The organism is Rhodococcus baikonurensis (genome assembly GCF_040489275.1).
GTDB classification, from domain to species: Bacteria; Actinomycetota; Actinomycetes; order Mycobacteriales; family Mycobacteriaceae; genus Rhodococcus_F; species Rhodococcus_F baikonurensis.
Genome location: NZ_JBEUOQ010000009.1, coordinates 1 through 18,020, shown reverse-complemented (window position 1 = coordinate 18,020; position 18,020 = coordinate 1). Strand labels below are relative to the sequence as shown.

Here is an 18,020-nt window from a genome sequence, read left to right as displayed (position 1 = left end):
AGCGCCCCCCGAGGACTTCATTTCGGGCAACGAAAAGCGCAGCGTCGGAACAACCCCACCTGATATATACGGGCGCGTGACGAACCGGAGCGATTCGCTCCGATGATATCGGCTGCCGAAGAGATGATCCGTGATCTGGTAGGTGGGTTAGACGTCACGATTCCAGCGATCCAGCGGTGCAGTCCAAGTCGAAGACACTTGCGATGTTTGAGACGGTGTGGGGTCCCCGTTCGTGTGGACCAAGCGCCGCTCACAATCATCTTAACTACCCGAAACGCGTGGGCGTTCTTAGATTTCGCGCAATGCCTGCATCCGGACCGTACCTTGTGGTGCCTCGTGACCGCCGCCTTGTGGAGACGTACCGACCCACCAAACTGTGTCAAGTGGATCTCACGGTTACCATTCTTTTTCTGGCTCAGCGAATCTGAGGAGTTTCCGTGGCAGTCTCGTACCGCTCATATTTTCGCGTTGTCGGTGAAACCGACATTGCTGGGATCGCTCGCCAGCAGGTGTATTCGTGGCAACACTCAAAGGGATGGGACGGTCACGACCTGGTCGAGGGTGATTCATTTCGACTCGCGGAACGTGTCTGGGGCACGCTGCTGACCGAAGAAACGCAGGACGGAGCCCGTAGCGAGCGCTATCACTTCGTCGAAGACGGGGATGGAGGTGTCTGGACGACGGACGTGACCGTTCACGTCGATCGCGAAGGCGACACTGGATGGATATGGATCGAAATCGACAGCCCCGAACGATTCAATGCAAAACCGCCACGGCTCGCGACCAATCTTCTCGATGTACTTCCGGCCTACGATGGCAAGTCTGAACTAGGCCGTTGGCCGGCGCCGGCTCGACTCGACGACGTGGACGCAGTTGTGCGGGTCCTGCTCGATCCTGACCGGAGAGGGCTCGTCTTCGTCGCGGCGACATCGCACCAGCTGCCGGTGGCCGATTGGCGCAATCACGTGGGAAAGCTGCTCAGAGACACGGCGGGCACGGCGATCGAAATCGTCCTCGACGCAAACGCTACCGAAGAGTTCAATGCGCGCGTTCCCGACGGTTATCGGGTTTTTCCCGGCACCGTTCGCACCTTCCTGCCCGGCGTGGACTTCGAGAACGAGCTGGCAGCACCTCGGCACAGAATACTGAGCACAAGCCGCATCGTGTCCGATCGACTCGATGCGCTTAGATCGCTGTTGGGGCGTCGCGCGCGGCAGGTATCACTCGATACTCCTGTACCCAAGACCGCACTCAAAGTTGACCGCCGCCTTCGGAGTCAACTCGACGAGCTGCTCGTCGGGGATTTCCACCCCCCAACAATCACACTTCCGATCCCCGATGCCGTAGAGGAAGATTCAGTAGAGGCAGAGGCGACGGCTACGTCCGAGCGTTTACGGCCATCGCCGGGAACAGACGATCATCACCCTCTGCCGGCGGCCGAGCCGGTGCACACAGAGGACGAGGAAGTGGGTTGGCGTTCGGCTCTGACCCGCCTCCTCGATTCAACCTTGGGCGTTCGCCGGATCAGTGCGGACACGATCGCGAGGCTGGGCGAATCCATCCAGCGAGCAACCCGACAGTCTCGCTCGGCTGAAGGGTTGGCAGCACGCCTGAAGTCCCTCGAGACTCGTGCTGATTCGGACTCCGAACGGATCAACGACCTGCAACGCCAACTTGAAGACGAATGTCTCGAGCGGGCACTAGCAGACACTGATCGCATAGCGGCAGAGAAGAACCTCCGGGCACTCCGACTTGAATTGACACAGCTCGGACACGGAGAGGTTGCGTGGTCCGAGCACGACGATGATCCACTTGACGTCAGGCCCGATGGCTTCGACGATCTGCTGGGGCGATTGAGCGAGTTGGACCGCGTTGTGTTCACGGGGGACGAAGGCCACGCCCGCGCGCTGGACGACCACGACCCGCTCGGGGTATGGGCAGGTAAATGTTGGGAGGCAGTCCTGGCTCTTCAGGATTACGCGGACCTGAGATCAGGGGACGCAAGCATCGGTGGCGTTGACCTGTACTTGGCGAACACCCCGCCAGGACGGCGAGGATACTCACGCAATCGCCATGCCTCGACCGAATCCGAGACGGTACGTTCCACACCTAAACTGCATCGTCCGCGCCTGCTGCCGGTTCCTACCGGGGTGACAGGGGACGGAAAGGTACACATGTGGGCTCACTTCAAGATCGCGAATTCAGCGACGATCAGCCCACGAATGCACTATTACGACGACGTAGCGGGAACTGGCAAGATTTATGTGGGCTACATCGGTCGGCATCTTCCGACAACCGCGAATGTTTGATCACAAATGGAAAACGGCATCGGCCAAACATGCAGTTCGCGTGGCAAAAAAGACTCCGCACAGAGGCCGGCGGCGCTCGGTTGGGGTCGTCCTTGATTGTTCCATCCCATCGATCCCATCGATCAAGAGCGACGATTCGTGTGTTCGTAAGGCGAGACCGTCAGAGCAGTCAATAAATCAGGGGGTTCAAATTGTCGAGCGCGACTGGGGGCACCAGCGACCCGAATCAAACGGGTGACGACTCAGGTGCGAACAACGGTAACCGGCCTCGGAGCGCAGTCGCCGGGTTTGCATCTTCAGTGGGCGCGGCATTCGCGAAACCAGTACCAACGATTTCGACCATCGCACTCGCAATCGTCGCGGTCATTGGCGTGCTACAGAACTCCGACACCCTTGAAGCGACTCAAGATCAGGTCAAGCTCCTCGAGCAGGGGCAGGTAACGGAGCGGTTCGCCAATGCGACGGCTGCATTGGGGGACGAACATGTCGCTGTTCGAATCGGCGCCATCTATTCGTTGGAGAGGATCGCTCGCGATTCAGCGCGTGACCAAGGTGTCGTCGTCGATACCCTTGCCGCCTTCGTGCGCGAAAACGCGCCGGTGGATGATGCAGGATGCAAAACCCCGCGTGTCGAACTCGATGGAATCGGCCGACCGACGATCACCCCCACTGGACGGCTGCCCGAACCGCGTCCCGACCTTCAAGCGGCAGTGTCAGTGATTGGTCGACGCGACCTTGCAAACGACATCGATAGCCGTAACCGCGACAACGTCATAGATCTAAGCGATGTGTGCCTGATCAACTATTCTCTCGATGGCAACTTCAGCGGTGCAGATTTTTCGCGATCGAACTTGTCGTTCGTCGGCGCAATCGGAACCGACTTGTCCTGTGCAGAGTTCGGAGTAGCCACTCTTCATTTTGCGATCCTGTCTGAAGCAAACCTCCAGCGTGCTGACCTAAGCAGCGTCGACCTGTCGCAAGCGGTTGCAGATGGGGCAAATTTGTCGTACGCGGACTTGCGGCTTTCAGATTTGAGCGCGACGGCGCTTTTCGATGCAGAACTTCGGGGAACGGATCTGATCGGCGCAAACCTTGGGACAGCAAAAATTCAACCAGCACGGAATATCGCCGGGCAGGACTTGCCCGGAGCGCGCTTCGCCGACGTATACCACAGTGTTGAGACGGTTTGGCCTGACGGGTTCGAGCCGCCTGCGACTCTACCCTGGCACTCCGGGATCGACAATCGCTGCTGATTCGGTGCTGGATCCGCGATAGCAGTGTGAAGTAAGTCTGATGCACTAGTTATATGAGGCACCGCGTCACCAACTTCCGCACCTCATACAACGAGGTAAAGCATGTAATCGAATGCGCCAATTGGCGTATTGAATTCTCAGCAAACTCCCCCAGAATCATTAACGAACCGAGCTCATTCGCTGACCGAATTATCGAGCAGCGAAACCGGAAACAGGCGTTCACGCTCCGCAGCGATGACGTCACGCGCAAGCTCTGCCTCCGAGATGTCGAACGCCTCCGGCGCGCTCTGCGCGGTATCACTGACCCGGGCGAACTCGTCGAACACCTCACGCTTACGCGCAAGGATCTCGGTGATGTGCGGGTCAACTCCTTCTTCGGTGAGAAGCCGGTGAACTTGAACGGATTCCAGCTGACCCATGCGGCGTGCTCTGGCGATGGCCTGCCATTCGGTAGTGGGTTTGAGTTGCGGCTCACAGATCACTACCACCGACGCTGCTTGAATGTTCAGGCCGACACCGCCGGCTACGATCTGCGACACCAGTGCTGCACCGTGACCGGCGGCGGAGAACTGATCGACCATCGTCTGCCGCGTCGCTGCGGGGACGGAGCCGGTCAACGGCCCGAATACCGTGCCCGGTAATGCTCGGACTATCTGTTCGAGCACTCCACGGAAGTGCGAGAACACGATCACCCGGCGGCCGTTTTCCTCGGATTCCGCGACGATTTCGAGGAGCCGCTCCACCTTTTGCGATCGCTTGCCCTGGGACATTGCGGCTTGCCGCATTGCCATGAAGTTCCCCGCCGCCACGGCATCCCGGTAGGCGCTTGCATCAGCAGACGAGAAGGGGAGCCATTCCTCGACCTCGACCAGGTCGGGCAGCTCGGTGAGCACGTCCTCCTGATTGCGGCGCAGGTAGGCAGGGGCGACTTGCTTCCGGAACAGGCGGGGAGTCAGTTCGGTGGCATCGACGACGAGTTCTGGCCGGAGGTAGCCGACGAGGTTGCGAAACTCGTCGATGCGGTTCTCCAGCGGTGTGCCGGTCAGGAGGATCGTGCGTTCCGCCAAGTCGAGAATTCGGGTGGCACGTTGGGATCGTTGTGCTGCAGGGTTTTTGATGTAGTGCGCCTCGTCTACGATAACACAGCCGAGGTCAGTGACCGCCGAGACGTGGCCGTCGAACCAAGCCAGAGTCTCGAACGTCGTCACGGCGACGCCGCCATTGCGGCTCCAGTTTTGAGCGGCGTTTTCGCGCCCGGGTCCGTGGACGCGGTGGGGACGCAGCCGGGACTTCGACGAGACCTCTCGAATCCAGTTGGTCACCACTGCGGCGGGACAGATAACCAGGGTGTGGTGAGAGCCCTTTGACCGCAGGTGGGCGAGAACCGCAAGCGCTTCGATGGTTTTCCCGAGGCCCATCTCGTCTCCGATGATGACTTTGCGTTGGACGAGGGCGAACCGTGCCCCGAAACTCTGGTAGCCGCGCAGGGACGCATCAAGATATTCGGTGTCGAGTTCCAGGGCGCGGACCGCCTGGATGATGTCGTCGGGGAGGTCGCCGTGAGTTTTTTCTTCGTCTTCGGTGATGAAGCCGAGTTCGGCGAGCAGCGCGAAGTAGTCCGCCGGTCGTGTGAGGAAGTCGTCCCACGGATCAGCCGTCCCGGTCGCATTGGTTGCTCCCACCAGGAGCTGAGCGCGGTAGAGGACCGCATCGATGTCGACTTGGAGTTCAGTGAAGGTCGTGGTGTTGTCCGCGAACAGGACAAGATGGCGGACATCCCGCCCGAGGGCACGCGCCAGCGGGGCGAGTTCTTCGACGCGGGCGAGATCCGCTCCCGGTCCCTTGATCTTCCGCGTGGCATCCCACACCGAGAGACGACGAAGAAGCTCCGTCGTCAACGGTGTCCTGTTCTTGATATCGATCCGCGTCGGCATCTCGTCATACGTTGTCTGCCAGAGGGTTTGGGCAGCTCCGCGTAGTCGAGTCGCGGTGGTACCGCCGATTCCGGGCAGCTGCTCGAGCCGGTTCCCGAGCTCCAAAACGCCTTGAACAGTCGTGATACCGGCATCGGTGAGAGCGTTGACCCGAAGACGGTCCCGCGTTGCTTCCTTGAGACGCTCGACCGGCATCTCGGCCAGCCACGCGCGTGTCTCCGCGCGGCGGACTTCGTTTCCTGCGTTCTCAGCCACGCTCCGCGAGGCCGTTTCGTCTTTGAGAGCTTGCTCAACAGTGGTGATCGCCGCCGGCAACTCTGCCACTGCTGCAGCTGTGAGGATCTCGCTGCAGCGGCCGAAGTCGCTCAACCGCTGTGCCAGGCCAACCCGATCGGACAACGCCTCCGCAGTATCGATCCGATCAGGCAGGTTCGGTCCGGCCAGTCGGGCGAGGATGCCTGTCACATCAGCATTGACTGCCCCGCTTCGAAACTCCACCAAGAATTCCGCCCCATCACGTCCGGCGGCACGTTTCTTGGAGCCCCGCACGAATCGACGAAGACCCGAATTTTCACGAATCTCCCTGCTAGCAGCGGCAGCGTCAATCTGGAGCACCTGCAGCAGTCGTTCTTCGGCGACGGTAAGTGGCGTGAGGGCGGTGGCTGTTGCCAGCTTTCCGAGCAGTACGTTATCGGACGTCCGCAGTGGGAGAACCCGACAGTGCGCCGCTCCATTGCGGTTCACGGACACTGCTGAACCGCGCAGTGCACCAGCCGCGTTTTGGGCTGCGGGCTCGATCATTGCGCGGTGTTCCCGGGCAATGTTCGCCTGGTTGATCCAGGTCGAGACTTCAGCGGTAATTACGCGTAGTTGTTGTTTGTCGTTTCGTTCCATTGCCCTGACCACCGAGTCGGTTTTGTTCAGAACAATAGCCCGGCCTGCTGATGCGATGATCCTCTTTGTCGCACCACTCGGCTAGCGTTGACCAACTGTCGATCAGGAGGTTCAACGTGCAGCTCGAGGAACTGAAGCCGGGATTACGCCTCAACGGGCTCATCCCCGCCGAGGTAGTCACCGTCATCGCAGTGCAGTGGCACGGCAGCGACGCTCTCGAGCTGACCTACAAAACGACCGTCGGAGGGCTCGGTCAACAAGTCATTTTCCGGAAGAACCAGGCTCAGCTCGACATCGCACAGACCGGCAGCCGTCCCTTCGATGCGCCGGCTTCGGACTTCAAGCTTGTCGCCGAAGCGCAGCGCATCGGCCTCGCTGGCTTGTTCGACCCGATGCTCGCCGTCGCGACCAGTGACGTCCAACCGCTTCCTCACCAGATCAGAGCGGTCTACGGGGAGCTGCTTCCGCGCACTCCACTGCGGTTTCTCCTCGCCGACGATCCGGGTGCCGGCAAGACGATCATGGCCGGGCTCTACATCAAGGAGCTGATCCTGCGTGATGACGTTCGCAAATGTCTGATCGTCGCTCCGGGCGGCCTCGTCGAGCAGTGGCAGGACGAATTGTTCTTCAAGTTCGGGCTCCGGTTCGACCTGCTGACGAACCAGTTGATCGACGCCAACATCAATCTCAACGTCTTCGACTCCAATCCGCTGTTGATCGCTCGCATGGACCAACTTTCCCGCAACGAACAGCTGCAGAATCAGCTCGGGGAAACCGAATGGGACCTGGTGATCGTCGACGAGGCGCACCGCATGGGCGCCCACTATTTCGGCGGGAAGTTGAACAAAACCAAAAGGTTCCTGCTCGGTGAAGCACTCGGCGAGATCACTCGTCACCTGTTGTTGATGACCGCGACCCCGCACTCGGGGAAGGAAGAGGACTTTCAACTGTTCCTCACCCTGCTCGACAAAGACCGGTACGAAGGTAAGAACAAAGTCACCGCCGACACCAGCGGCATCATGCGCCGCATGGTCAAAGAAGACCTGCTCACCTTCGAGGGCAAGAAACTCTTTCCCGAGCGCATCGCCGAGACCGTCCCGTACGAGCTGACCTCACTCGAGTACGACCTCTACGAACAAGTCACCACCTATGTCCGCGAAGGGATGAACCGCGCCGAACGCGTCGGCGGGAAACGTAAGAACACCGTCGGGTTCGCCCTTACCGTCCTCCAACGCCGGCTCGCCTCCAGCCCCGAAGCGATCTACAAAAGTCTCGTTCGCCGCACCGAACGACTCGAACGCAAGAAACAAGACATCCTCAACGGCACCTACACCGAGACGGAACCGGGCCTCGATCTGGCGAACCTCGATACCGACGACTACAACGCTGACGAGATCGAAGAATTCGAAGAAGAACTCCTCGACGCCGCAACGGCGGCGCAGACCGTGGAGGAACTCAACACCGAACTGCTCGAACTCGCCGACCTGACACGACTCGCCAAACAAGTCCGCGACGCCGGCACCGACCGCAAGTGGACCGAACTGTCCACGATCTTGCAGGACCATGCCCTCACCACTGACCGCAACGGGCGGCCACGGAAGTTCATCATCTTCACCGAACACCGCGACACCCTCGACTACCTTCAAGCCCGGATCGGCTCCCTGCTCGGTCGCCCTGACACGGTCAAAGCCATCCACGGCGGCGTGCGCCGCGGGGAACGACGACAGATCACCGAAGAGTTCACCAAGAACCACGCCTGCCAGATCCTGCTCGCCACCGACGCCGCCGGCGAAGGCCTCAACCTGCAGGCGGCGCACCTGATGGTCAACTACGACCTGCCGTGGAATCCGAACCGCATCGAGCAACGCTTCGGCCGCATCCATCGCATCGGACAGGAAGAGGTCTGCCGGCTGTGGAACCTCGTCGCGGCCAACACCCGCGAAGGTGAAGTCTTCACCAGGCTGCTCGGAAAGATCGAAGAGCAGCGAAAAGCCTACGGCGGCAAGGTCTTCGATGTACTCGGCGAGGCGTTCGCCGACACTCCCCTGCGCGATCTGTTGTTGAATGCCATCCAGTACGGCGAGCAGCCGGAAGTAAAAGCCAAAATGCACGAGGTCATCGACCACACTGTCGGCGACGGACTCAAGGAACTGCTCGACGAACGCGCCCTCGCCTCGGAGCATCTCGCCGACTCCGACCTCGCCGCGCTCCGAGCCGCGATGGACGAAGCCCGCGCCCGCCGCTTGCAGCCGCACTACATCGAGCTGGCGTTCAAGGCCGCCTTCACCCGGCTCGGAGGTCGCATCACGAAACGGGAAAAGGGCCGCTACGAGATCCCCAACGTGCCCGCCCACCTTCGCGCCAGCAAGCACGGCCCCATCGCAACTCGCTACGACCGGGTGACCTTCGATCTGCCCCACGTCCAACCCGGTGACCTCGCCCGCGCCGATCTGCTCGCCCCCGGCCATCCGCTGCACGACGCCGTGATGGACGAAGCGCTCCGACAGTTCGGTGGCACCCTGACCGCCGGCACCGTGCTGGTGTCCTCCACGCTGGAGGAACCGCAACTGCTCGTCGGTGTCACCGAGGAAGTCGCCGACGCGACCGGCTCTTCGGTGGCCCGCCGCTTCGGCTACGCCTTTGTCGACCAGTACGGCACCGTGACGCCAGCGGGACCGGCACCGTACCTGGACTGCGTGGCGGCCCCTGACGTGCCGGCGGCCACCACCGCACGTTCGCTCCCCTGGCTGGCCGACGCAGAAGACAAAGCGGCGAGCTGGATCATCTCCCATCAGCTCCCCGAGTATCTCGCCGAGGTTCAGCCCCAGCGGGCAGCTGAACTGCACAAGACCCGCGAACTCGTCACCAAACGCCTTCAAAGCGAGACCGAACGGCTCCTCCTCGATGCCGCCGTCGCGGCGGAGAAGGAACAAGGGGGCGACAAGGCCAAAGAATCGTCAGAAAGCCTGAACCGCAAGGCCGTCGAACTCGACCACCGCCTCCGCCAGCGCCTGGAACTACTCGACCAACAAGCCCTCATGTCCACCAAACCACCGCTCATCCTGACCGCGGCCCTCGTGCTTCCCATCGGGATGATCGAAGAAGCCGACCTACCTGCCACAGCGCCGATCCACGCCAAAGAAACCAAGGAAGTCGAACGCCGCGGCGTCGACCTCGTCCTGGCCTGCGAGCAGCGGGTGGGCCGTCAGCCCGTCGAGCAAGCCTTCAACAACAAAGGCTTCGACATCCTCTCCACCGCACCCAACGGCGATACTTACCGCATCGAGGTCAAGGCCCGGATCGACGGCGCCAAGGACTTCTTCGTCACTCACAACGAGGTCATGACCGGTAAGAACGCTGTCCCCCGCTACCGACTCGCTCTCGTCCGTGTCGATCCCCGCGGTGCACAGTTCGACGAGGTTCGCTACCTCGACGATCCCTTCGCCTCCACCGACCTCGGCGATTTCGATGCCACCGGCATCCGGGGCAGTTGGGACAAGATGTGGACAAAGGGGAGAGGACCCTTCTGATGCACTTCAGCAGGTACTCGAAGATTCACCTGGGTGCGACCACTAGATTGGGGCGAAAGGTTAGTGGCGCATACGTGCCGCTTGGGCGGACCCAAGGGTCTGGCCATGACAGGTTGAGGAATTAGTGACAAAGCGCAAACTGATCGAAGTGGCACTGCCGCTGGAAATAATTAACCGAGCGTCGCTGGCAGAGAAGAACCGCAAAGTCGGGAAACCGCAGAACCTACACAAATGGTGGTCACGTAAGCCGATCACTGCTGCCCGAGCAATGCTGCTCGCGCAGCTTATCGACGACCCGTCGTCTCATCCCGACCGCTTTCCGACCGAAGATGCAGTGCGAGCGGAACGAGAACGACTGCATCGATTGATTGCGCGGGCTGTGGAATGGGACGAGATCACAAAGCCTTCGTCCGCACTGATGTCCGCTCTCCGCCCGCTGCTCCCCGATGTAACAGTTACCGACCCTTTCGTCGGCGGAGGGTCCATTCCCTTAGCCGCAGCCCAACTTGGCGTGAACTCCAGCTCGAGCGACCTGAACCCAGTTGCCGTCCTACTCACTAAAGCACTGGTCGAAGCACCTTCGCGCTTCCATAACCGGAAGCCGGTTCACCCGGACAACATCAACGCCCAGTTAACTGATTGGGAAGGATCGCGTGGCTTAGTCGCCGATGTCGAAGCCTATGGACGCTGGATGCACAGTCAAGCGGCCACGCAGCTTCGACCGCACTACCCCGACATCGACGGATTTCCAACGCTCGCATGGGTCTGGGCGCGGACCGTTGCTTGCCCGAACCCCGCTTGCCGAATTGACATACCCCTTGTGAGTAAGTGGTGGCTCGCAAAGAAAAAGGGCAAGGAGACGATAATTGTCCCGCGTATCATCACCGACCAATCGCACCCAAGTGGTCTCCGCTTCGCGTTCTCAACAAGCCGCGACATGAACGAACTCCCTACCAGCGGCATTATGTCTGGACGCACTGGAACCGACTGTCTAAGCTGCGGGTCCTCGGTCCCCGTCAGCCATGTTCGCGAAGAGGGCATGGCCGGGCGAATGGGCACGGCACTAACTGCTGTTGTCGGTGATGGCGGCGCGGGGCGGAAATACTACGCGCCATCCGATGCGCATGTGTCCTCAGCCAATGTGCCACGTCCCGAAACACCTGTAAGCGGCGAAATCTCAAGCAATCCAAGATGGTTCTCCCCGCCGCTCTACGGACTCACGGACTTTTCCAATCTCTTCACGAACCGACAACTGACTGCGTTGACAACCCTCAGTGACCTCGTAGCCGAAGCCCGAGAGATAGCCTTGAAGCACGCCCTCAACACGGGTTCCGAGCTCGGTGAACCGTTGGAGCATGGCGGTAGTGGAGCGGAAGCATACGCTGATGCAATCGGACTTTATCTCGCTCTATCCGTGAGTCGCCTCAGCAACTGGTCCAACAATCAGTGCTCATGGGAGGCCAACGGTGAGGTATCCCAGCAGATGTACTCAGGTCAAGCTATGGGGATGGCTTGGGATATATCCGAAGCGAACGTCTTAGGCGAAAAAAACAGCGGATCGTTCCTTGCCAGCTTGAAGAGCATCGTTGATCCTCTACGCATGGCCCACCTGCAAGGCGACCATCATGTCCTGCAGTGCGATGCACGTAAAGCGCCTCTAGCGAATCATGTAGTGGCAACTGACCCCCCGTACTTCGACAACATCGACTACTCCGATCTCTCCGATTTCTTCTACGTCTGGCAACGTCGAATCTTGGGACAAGTCTTCCCCGACCTCTTTCGGACGATGCTCGTACCCAAGGGCGAAGAACTCGTTGCCAACGCTCATCGATCTGGGGGAAAAGACACGGCAGCAAGCGAGTTCCTCGCAGGGTTTGCAGAGGTGTTTGACCATCTTCGCGAAAGTGTCTCTCCAGAATTCCCGATAGTCGTCTATTACGCGTCGAAGCAGGCAGAGAGTTTGGGCGGGGGCAACAGTCGCTGGTCAACAATCCTTCAAGCGATGGTCGACACGAATTGGCAGGTAGTGCGCACATGGCCTATTCGCACGGAGAACGCAAGTCGCCGTGTTGCGATTGGCAACAACTCTATGTCCACATCTACGGTGCTGGTACTGCGCCCCCGCCCTGCAGATGCTCCGAGAGTAAGTCTGTCGACCTTCCTAGATGACCTTCGAGCCTCACTCCGCAGCGCACTCGACGAGCTTGAAGAGGGTGGTGTGGCGCCAGTTGATCTACAGCAGGCCGCGATCGGCCCCGGAATGGCCGTGTTCAGTCAGTACGGAGCGGTCATTGAGGCTGACGGCTCTCCGATGACGGTGTCGGCCGCACTCATTCGGATCAATGAAGCATTGGATGAAGTCGTAAACGAACAAGAAGGCGACTTCGATCCGCCCACTCGCTTTGCCATCCAGTGGTATCGCTACCGCGGCTATGCTGCCGGTCCATTCGGTGATGCTGACGACATGGCACGCGGAAGGAATACGTCGGTCGGCGCTATGGAGCGCGAAGGAATTCTCGTCACACGTGCGGGAAAGATTGAGCTGATTTCGCCGATAAAGCTACCGGGAAAATACGACAGCGTTGGCAATCCCCATATCAGTCATTGGGAGGTTCTTCACCATTCGATCAAAGCACTTGAGATCGACGGAATAGCTGCTGCAGGCGACTTACTCCGAGGTGTTATATCTCGAGCTGACGGCGGCGTTGATGTCGACATGGTGAAGGAGCTTGGTCACGTCCTGTTCCGTATCGCGGAAGCCAATGGATGGACGAAAGACGCGCTGAGCTTCAACACCTTGGTCACAAGCTGGCCTGAGCTTCTTGAGATCGCCCACGATTCAAAGAATATGCCGACAGCGCAGGGATCCTTCGACTTCGAGGACGACGAATGACACAGCCACTCAAGCCGATCGATGCCGGCGAAGTGCAACTGGGGAAGCTCTTCACCGCCGAGTACGACTTCGCGATCCCCGACTACCAGCGCCCCTACGCTTGGGGCAAGGATGAGACTCTCCAGCTCCTGGACGACCTCCAGAGCGCGCTCGATCGCGATACCGATGAACCGTATTTTCTCGGTTCGGTGGTGCTGGTGAAGGAGAAGGGAATTGCTACGGCTGAGGTGATCGACGGCCAGCAACGACTCACAACGCTCACCATCGTGTTCTCGGTGCTCCGAGACCTCGCGATGAACCCCTCACTTCGCGCGGACATCCAGAAATTCGTGGAAGAACCAGAGGTCGTGTGGGACAACCGACCCGCCAAACCTCGACTGAAACTCCGTGATCGGGACACCAAGTTCTTCCGAGAGAACATCCAAACTGATGGCGCGATCGCGGCGCTCATGAGCTTGAGTGACAACCACGTCAAAACCGATGCCCAGAAGTCGATCCGCGACAACGCTGAGGCCCTCCACGAAGCGCTTGCTGAGTGGACGGACGACGAGCGCAAGCGGCTGTTCGTAATGATGGCGTCGAGAACATTTCTCGTGGTCGTAAGCACCCCGGACCTCAACAGTGCCTATCGCATCTTCAGCGTCATGAACGCGCGTGGCCTTCCCCTGACCCCTCCGGACATCTTCAAGTCCCAGATGGTCGGTGCCATCTCCGAGTCCGACCGCGGCAACTACGCCGACCTCTGGGAAGATTTGGAGGAAGAACTCGGACGAGTCGAGTTCGGTAACCTGTTTCTCTATCTGAGAACCATCGTGTCCCAGGCACGCGCCGAGCGCGGCCTGCTGGTCGAATTTCCCAAGCAGGTGCTGAACAACTATTTGCCGGCTAACGGCAAGGCGTTCATCGACGACCTGCTTGGACCCTATTCCCTGGCCGATCAACGGCTCATCAACCAGGACTTCGATGGTGGCGGTCCGTGGGACGACGTCAATGCCTGGCTCAAGCGACTTGTCCAGCTCGACAACGATGATTGGCGTCCCGCCGCGCTCTGGGCGCTAAAGAACCACAAGGATGACCCGGCCTTCCTCAACTCGTTTCTCCGGAAGCTGGAGCGGCTCGCCGCGAGCTTCTTGCTGCGGCGGGTATATACGACACCGCGAGTCGCCCGGTACCTCGAGCTACTCAAGCAGCTGGATGCCGGCGACGGTCTGGATGCCAAAGCCTTTATCCTCAGCGATGAGGAGAAGAAGCAAACTTGCGAGCGGATTGGCGGGGAAATCTATCTCGTCAAGCAGGTGCGAAAGTACGTGCTGCTACGACTGGATTCGATCATCGCTGATGACCCCGGAGCGTCGTACACCCACAAGATCATCACGGTAGAGCATGTTCTCCCGCAAAATCCGAAGGTCGACAGCCAATGGCTCGACGACTTCACCGAGGATCAGCGGGCGCACTGGACTCATAGGCTCGGCAATCTGTTGCTGCTTAACCGCACCAAGAACAGCCAAGCACAGAACTTCGATTTTGATGTGAAGAAGTCGAAGTACTTCACGAGCGGCAAGGGGGCTGCTCTCTTCGCGTTGACTACTCAGGTACTTAGTTGCCAGGAGTGGACGCCGACAGTAGTCGAGCAGCGCCAGACGGAACTGACGAGGAAACTCACGGACGAGTGGGAGTTGAACTGACATGGCAGTGAGTAACCGTGACCGGATCGATCAGATGTTCCAGGTGCTGGCGCCTGCTCTCGACGACTTCATCTCCTTGGTGATCGGGCAGGTCGATCCGGCGCTGGGCGCGGAGTGGGTCAAGCTGGTGCAGGGCAAGGACTCGAAGAACGGGGCGCCGGCGGGCAAGCTCTACGACCCTCTGGACCCCCAAGTTCAGTTCCGGATGTTGACCGAGAGCAACATCACCGCCAACTACCAACCTCGTTGGTATCCGTTCAACCAAGCGATCGGCCGTACCGGTGAGACGTTTGCCAACGAGTTGCGTGAAGTGCGCAACACGTGGGCTCACAATGGCTCGTTCAGCGACGACGACGCCTACCGGGCACTCGATACCGGTGAACGCCTGCTCAAGCTGATCGGCGCGGCCGCTGAGGCCGAGCAGGTCACGAGTATCCGACTGAACCTGCGCCGCGTCACCGCCGACAAGGCTGACAAGAAGGTACTCAAGTCCGCTGTCGATAACCCCGAAGCCACGGGGCTCAAGCCGTGGCGCGAGGTTCTGCCGCCCCATGCGGACGTAGCCACGGGTAACTTCCACGCCTCCGAGTTTGCCGCCGATCTCTTCAAGGTCGCCAATGGCGGCGAGGTGGACGCCGACTATGCCGACCCTGTGGAGTTCTTCAAGCGGACCTTCCTCACCGAGGGACTCCGCGATCTGATCGGACGGGCGGTGCGACGCCTTTCCGGCGACGGTAATGCTTCACCGGTCATCAACTTGCAGACCAACTTCGGTGGCGGCAAGACCCATTCGATGTTGTCGCTCTGGCACATCGCGGCCGGGCTTCCGGTAGGTCAGTTCCCGCAGGAGACCCAAGAATTACTGAACAGCACCGGCTACACCGGCGAGAAGATCAACCGGGTAGCTATCGTCGGTAACCATCTGAGCCCCTCCGGTGCCACAAAGCTCGATGGCACCCAGGTGAACACAATGTGGGGTGAGTTGGCCTGGCAACTCGGCGGCGCGGAAGGCTATGCGCTGGTCGCGAAAGCAGACGCCGACCGCACACCGCCAGGCCAGGCTCTGCACGATCTGTTGGCGGTGCACTCGCCAGCGGTGATCCTGATCGACGAGTGGGTAGCCTACGCCCGTTCGCTGGTGGGACGCGATGACCTCGCCGGCGGCACGTTCGACGACCAGTTCACCTTCGCTCAATCTTTGACGGAGGCAGTAAAGGGCGCTCCCGGTGTGTTGTTGGCGATTTCCATCCCGGCCTCGGAAACCGGCGACGACGCGGACGCGTATGTCGCTGGTAACGCGGAGGAAGTCGGTGGCGCCCACGGCCTAGAGGCACTCAAGCGACTCCAAAACGTCGTGCGGCGGATCGCCGATCAGTGGCGCCCCGCCTCGCCGAAAGAGTCATATCACATCGTCAAACAGCGCCTGTTCACCCAACCGGACGCTGCAGCGCTGGCCGCGATCGGTGCGTCCGCGCGGGCATATGTGGAGATGTATCGCAAATACACCGACGACTTCCCTCGCGATGCCCGTGACTCGGCCTACGAGGACCGGATCAAGGAAACCTACCCAATCCATCCGGAATTGTTCGACACGCTTTACGAGGAGTGGTCATCGCTGGAGCGGTTCCAGCGTACCCGCGGTGTCCTGCGCTTGATGTCGACGGTGATCCACGCGTTGTGGACTGGTGAGGACGCCTCGCCGCTCATCATGCCCGGTTCGATCCCACTGGCGACCGCGAATGTGAATTCCGAACTGACGCAGTATCTTCAGGATTCATGGAAGGCGATCATCGACGCCGATGTCGACGGACCCAACTCCGAACCGGCACGGATCGACAAGGAGAAGCCGCTGTTCGGGCAGCGGTCGCTGACCAAGCGTCTCGCTCGCACCGTGTTTTTTGGCGCCGCGCCGACTGTCGCGCCCGGTGCCACCAGTAAGGGCATCGGTACCCAGCGGGTGTTCCTTGGTACCGCTATCCCTGGCGACGTGCCCGGAAACTTCCACGCTGCCTTGACCCAGCTCGGTGACCGGGCGACGTACTTCTACTCCGGCTCCGGGAAATATTGGTACGACTTGCAGGCGAATATCAGCCGGACTGCGAAGGATCAGGCCGAGCGGCTTCACAAGGAAGATGTGTGGGCCGAGATCGCCCGCAGGTTGCAGGGGCAAAGCCGCACCCGGGCGGACTTCGCCGGCGTGCACGTCAGCCCCGAATCCAACGCGGACATCCCCGATGTCGATGAAGCCCGGTTGGTCATCTTGCACCCCAAGGTGTCCCACAAACGCGGCACCGAGTCCGCTGCCAAGGAGTTCGCCCGTAAGGCCACCGAGCAGCGCGGCAGCGCAAACCGGACCCACCGCAACATGCTCATCTTCCTGGCTGCCGACGAAGCTCGACTCGAGGAACTCGACCACGCCACCCGCGACTACCTCGGCTGGAGCCATGTCCTCAGTGATGGGGCCGACCTGGACCTGACCCAGAACCAGAAGAACCAGGCCGCACAGAAGCAAGCCCAGGCCGATCAGACCGTCACATCGCGGCTGTTGCAGACCTTCACCTGGGCACTTGTCCCCGCCCAACCTGACCCCGGCGCTCCGTTCCTGATTCGCGAGGTCAAGGTCGAGGGTCAGTCCACCTCGCTGGCCGAGCGGGTCTCACGCCGACTCGGTAACGACGGCGACCTGTCCACCCGGCAAGCTGCCGCCACTATTCGCCTGGCCATCAGCAAAGTCCCCCAGATCTGGAAAGACGGTCACGTCTCCCTCGGTACTCTTTGGGGCCTCTACAGCCAATACCCGTACATGCCTCGACTCCGTGACCGAGGTGTATTGGACGAAGGCATCGTCGACCTGCCGATGATCTGGCAAACGGATGCGTTCGCCCTGGCTACCGGGTACGACGAGACCAAGGCCCGCTACATCGGGCTGTGGATCCCCGACGACAAAGCGGTCGCCCCCGCAGCTAACGACTCCCTGCTACTCGTTCGCCCCGGCGTTGCGACCAAACAACACGACGCCGAGTCTGCGGCTCCGGTGGAGCAGGACGGCGAAGAGTCAAAGCAGACGGAAGAAGGCTCGTCGTCGACCAAGAAACCACCGCGGCCCGACATCGCCTTCCCTGATCCCAAAACCAAGACACGTTTCTACGGTGTAAAGACCCTCAATGCCGACAAGATCGCACTCGACTTCAAAAACATCGCTGACGAAGTGCTCGCCCATCTGCGTACCGATACGAACACCACCCTCACTGTGCGGATCGAAATCGAGGCCAGTAACCATCCCGGTTTCGACGAGAACAAGATCCGCACTGTTTCCGAGAATGCACGCACCCTCAAGTTCGATCAGTCAGGCTTCGAGGAAAATTAAACAACGATTCCCCGCGAACTAGTGTGCACTAAGTTCGCGGGGAAAGACGGCCTAAACAACTGTCAATGGCCACGAAGTTCTCCCCGTAGGCGGCCAGTAGTTCTCCCCGCTGGTGGCCACGGGTTCTCCCCGGTGGCGGCCAGTTGTTTTTCCCC

The 18,020-nt window shown here is 60.3% G+C and carries 7 protein-coding genes; 6 read left to right on the top strand and 1 reads right to left on the bottom strand.

Annotated elements, in window-relative coordinates; genetic code table 11:
- Window positions 1-437 precede the first annotated feature (437 nt).
- Both ABWI03_RS20670 and ABWI03_RS20665 read left to right on the top strand, forming a co-directional pair.
- The gene (locus ABWI03_RS20670; RefSeq protein WP_298774700.1) at window positions 438-2,309 is read left to right on the top strand and encodes a hypothetical protein; all 1,872 of its coding nucleotides are present in this window, start codon (window positions 438-440) and stop codon (window positions 2,307-2,309) included.
- A 299-nt stretch (window positions 2,310-2,608) separates the two neighbouring features.
- Window positions 2,609-3,562: a pentapeptide repeat-containing protein gene (locus ABWI03_RS20665; protein WP_298774702.1), complete on the top strand. Its 954-nt coding sequence runs from the start codon at window positions 2,609-2,611 to the stop codon at window positions 3,560-3,562.
- A 173-nt stretch (window positions 3,563-3,735) separates the two neighbouring features.
- On the opposite strand, the gene ABWI03_RS20660 is transcribed toward ABWI03_RS20665, so the two are convergent.
- The gene (locus tag ABWI03_RS20660) at window positions 3,736-6,390 is read right to left on the bottom strand and encodes a DEAD/DEAH box helicase (RefSeq protein WP_298774705.1); all 2,655 of its coding nucleotides are present in this window, start codon (window positions 6,388-6,390) and stop codon (window positions 3,736-3,738) included.
- A 116-nt stretch (window positions 6,391-6,506) separates the two neighbouring features.
- Here ABWI03_RS20660 and ABWI03_RS20655 point away from each other — a divergent pair, with 116 nt between their 5' ends.
- From ABWI03_RS20655 to ABWI03_RS20640, 4 genes are all read left to right on the top strand, one after another.
- On the top strand, window positions 6,507-9,920 hold the full coding sequence (locus ABWI03_RS20655) for a helicase-related protein (protein ID WP_298774707.1): 3,414 nt from the start codon (window positions 6,507-6,509) through the stop codon (window positions 9,918-9,920).
- Between the two features lie 124 nt (window positions 9,921-10,044).
- A complete protein-coding gene (locus ABWI03_RS20650) occupies window positions 10,045-12,813 on the top strand; it encodes a DUF1156 domain-containing protein (RefSeq protein WP_298774709.1) in 2,769 nt (922 codons plus the stop codon).
- Window positions 12,810-14,498, top strand: coding sequence for a DUF262 domain-containing protein (locus ABWI03_RS20645; protein WP_298774712.1), 1,689 nt, complete (start codon window positions 12,810-12,812; stop codon window positions 14,496-14,498). Before ABWI03_RS20650 ends, ABWI03_RS20645 begins: the two co-directional genes overlap by 4 nt.
- A 1-nt stretch (window position 14,499) precedes the next feature.
- Window positions 14,500-17,865, top strand: a complete 3,366-nt coding sequence (locus ABWI03_RS20640; RefSeq protein ID WP_298774715.1) for a Swt1 family HEPN domain-containing protein — start codon at window positions 14,500-14,502, stop codon at window positions 17,863-17,865.
- The last annotated feature ends 155 nt before the right edge of the window (window positions 17,866-18,020 follow it).

Coding starts and splice junctions, on each gene's coding strand:
- ABWI03_RS20660 (WP_298774705.1), bottom strand. CDS start 6,390: ATGGAACGAAACGACAAACAACAACTACGCGTAATTACCGCTGAAGTC.
- ABWI03_RS20645 (WP_298774712.1), top strand. CDS start 12,810: ATGACACAGCCACTCAAGCCGATCGATGCCGGCGAAGTGCAACTGGGG.
- ABWI03_RS20640 (WP_298774715.1), top strand. CDS start 14,500: ATGGCAGTGAGTAACCGTGACCGGATCGATCAGATGTTCCAGGTGCTG.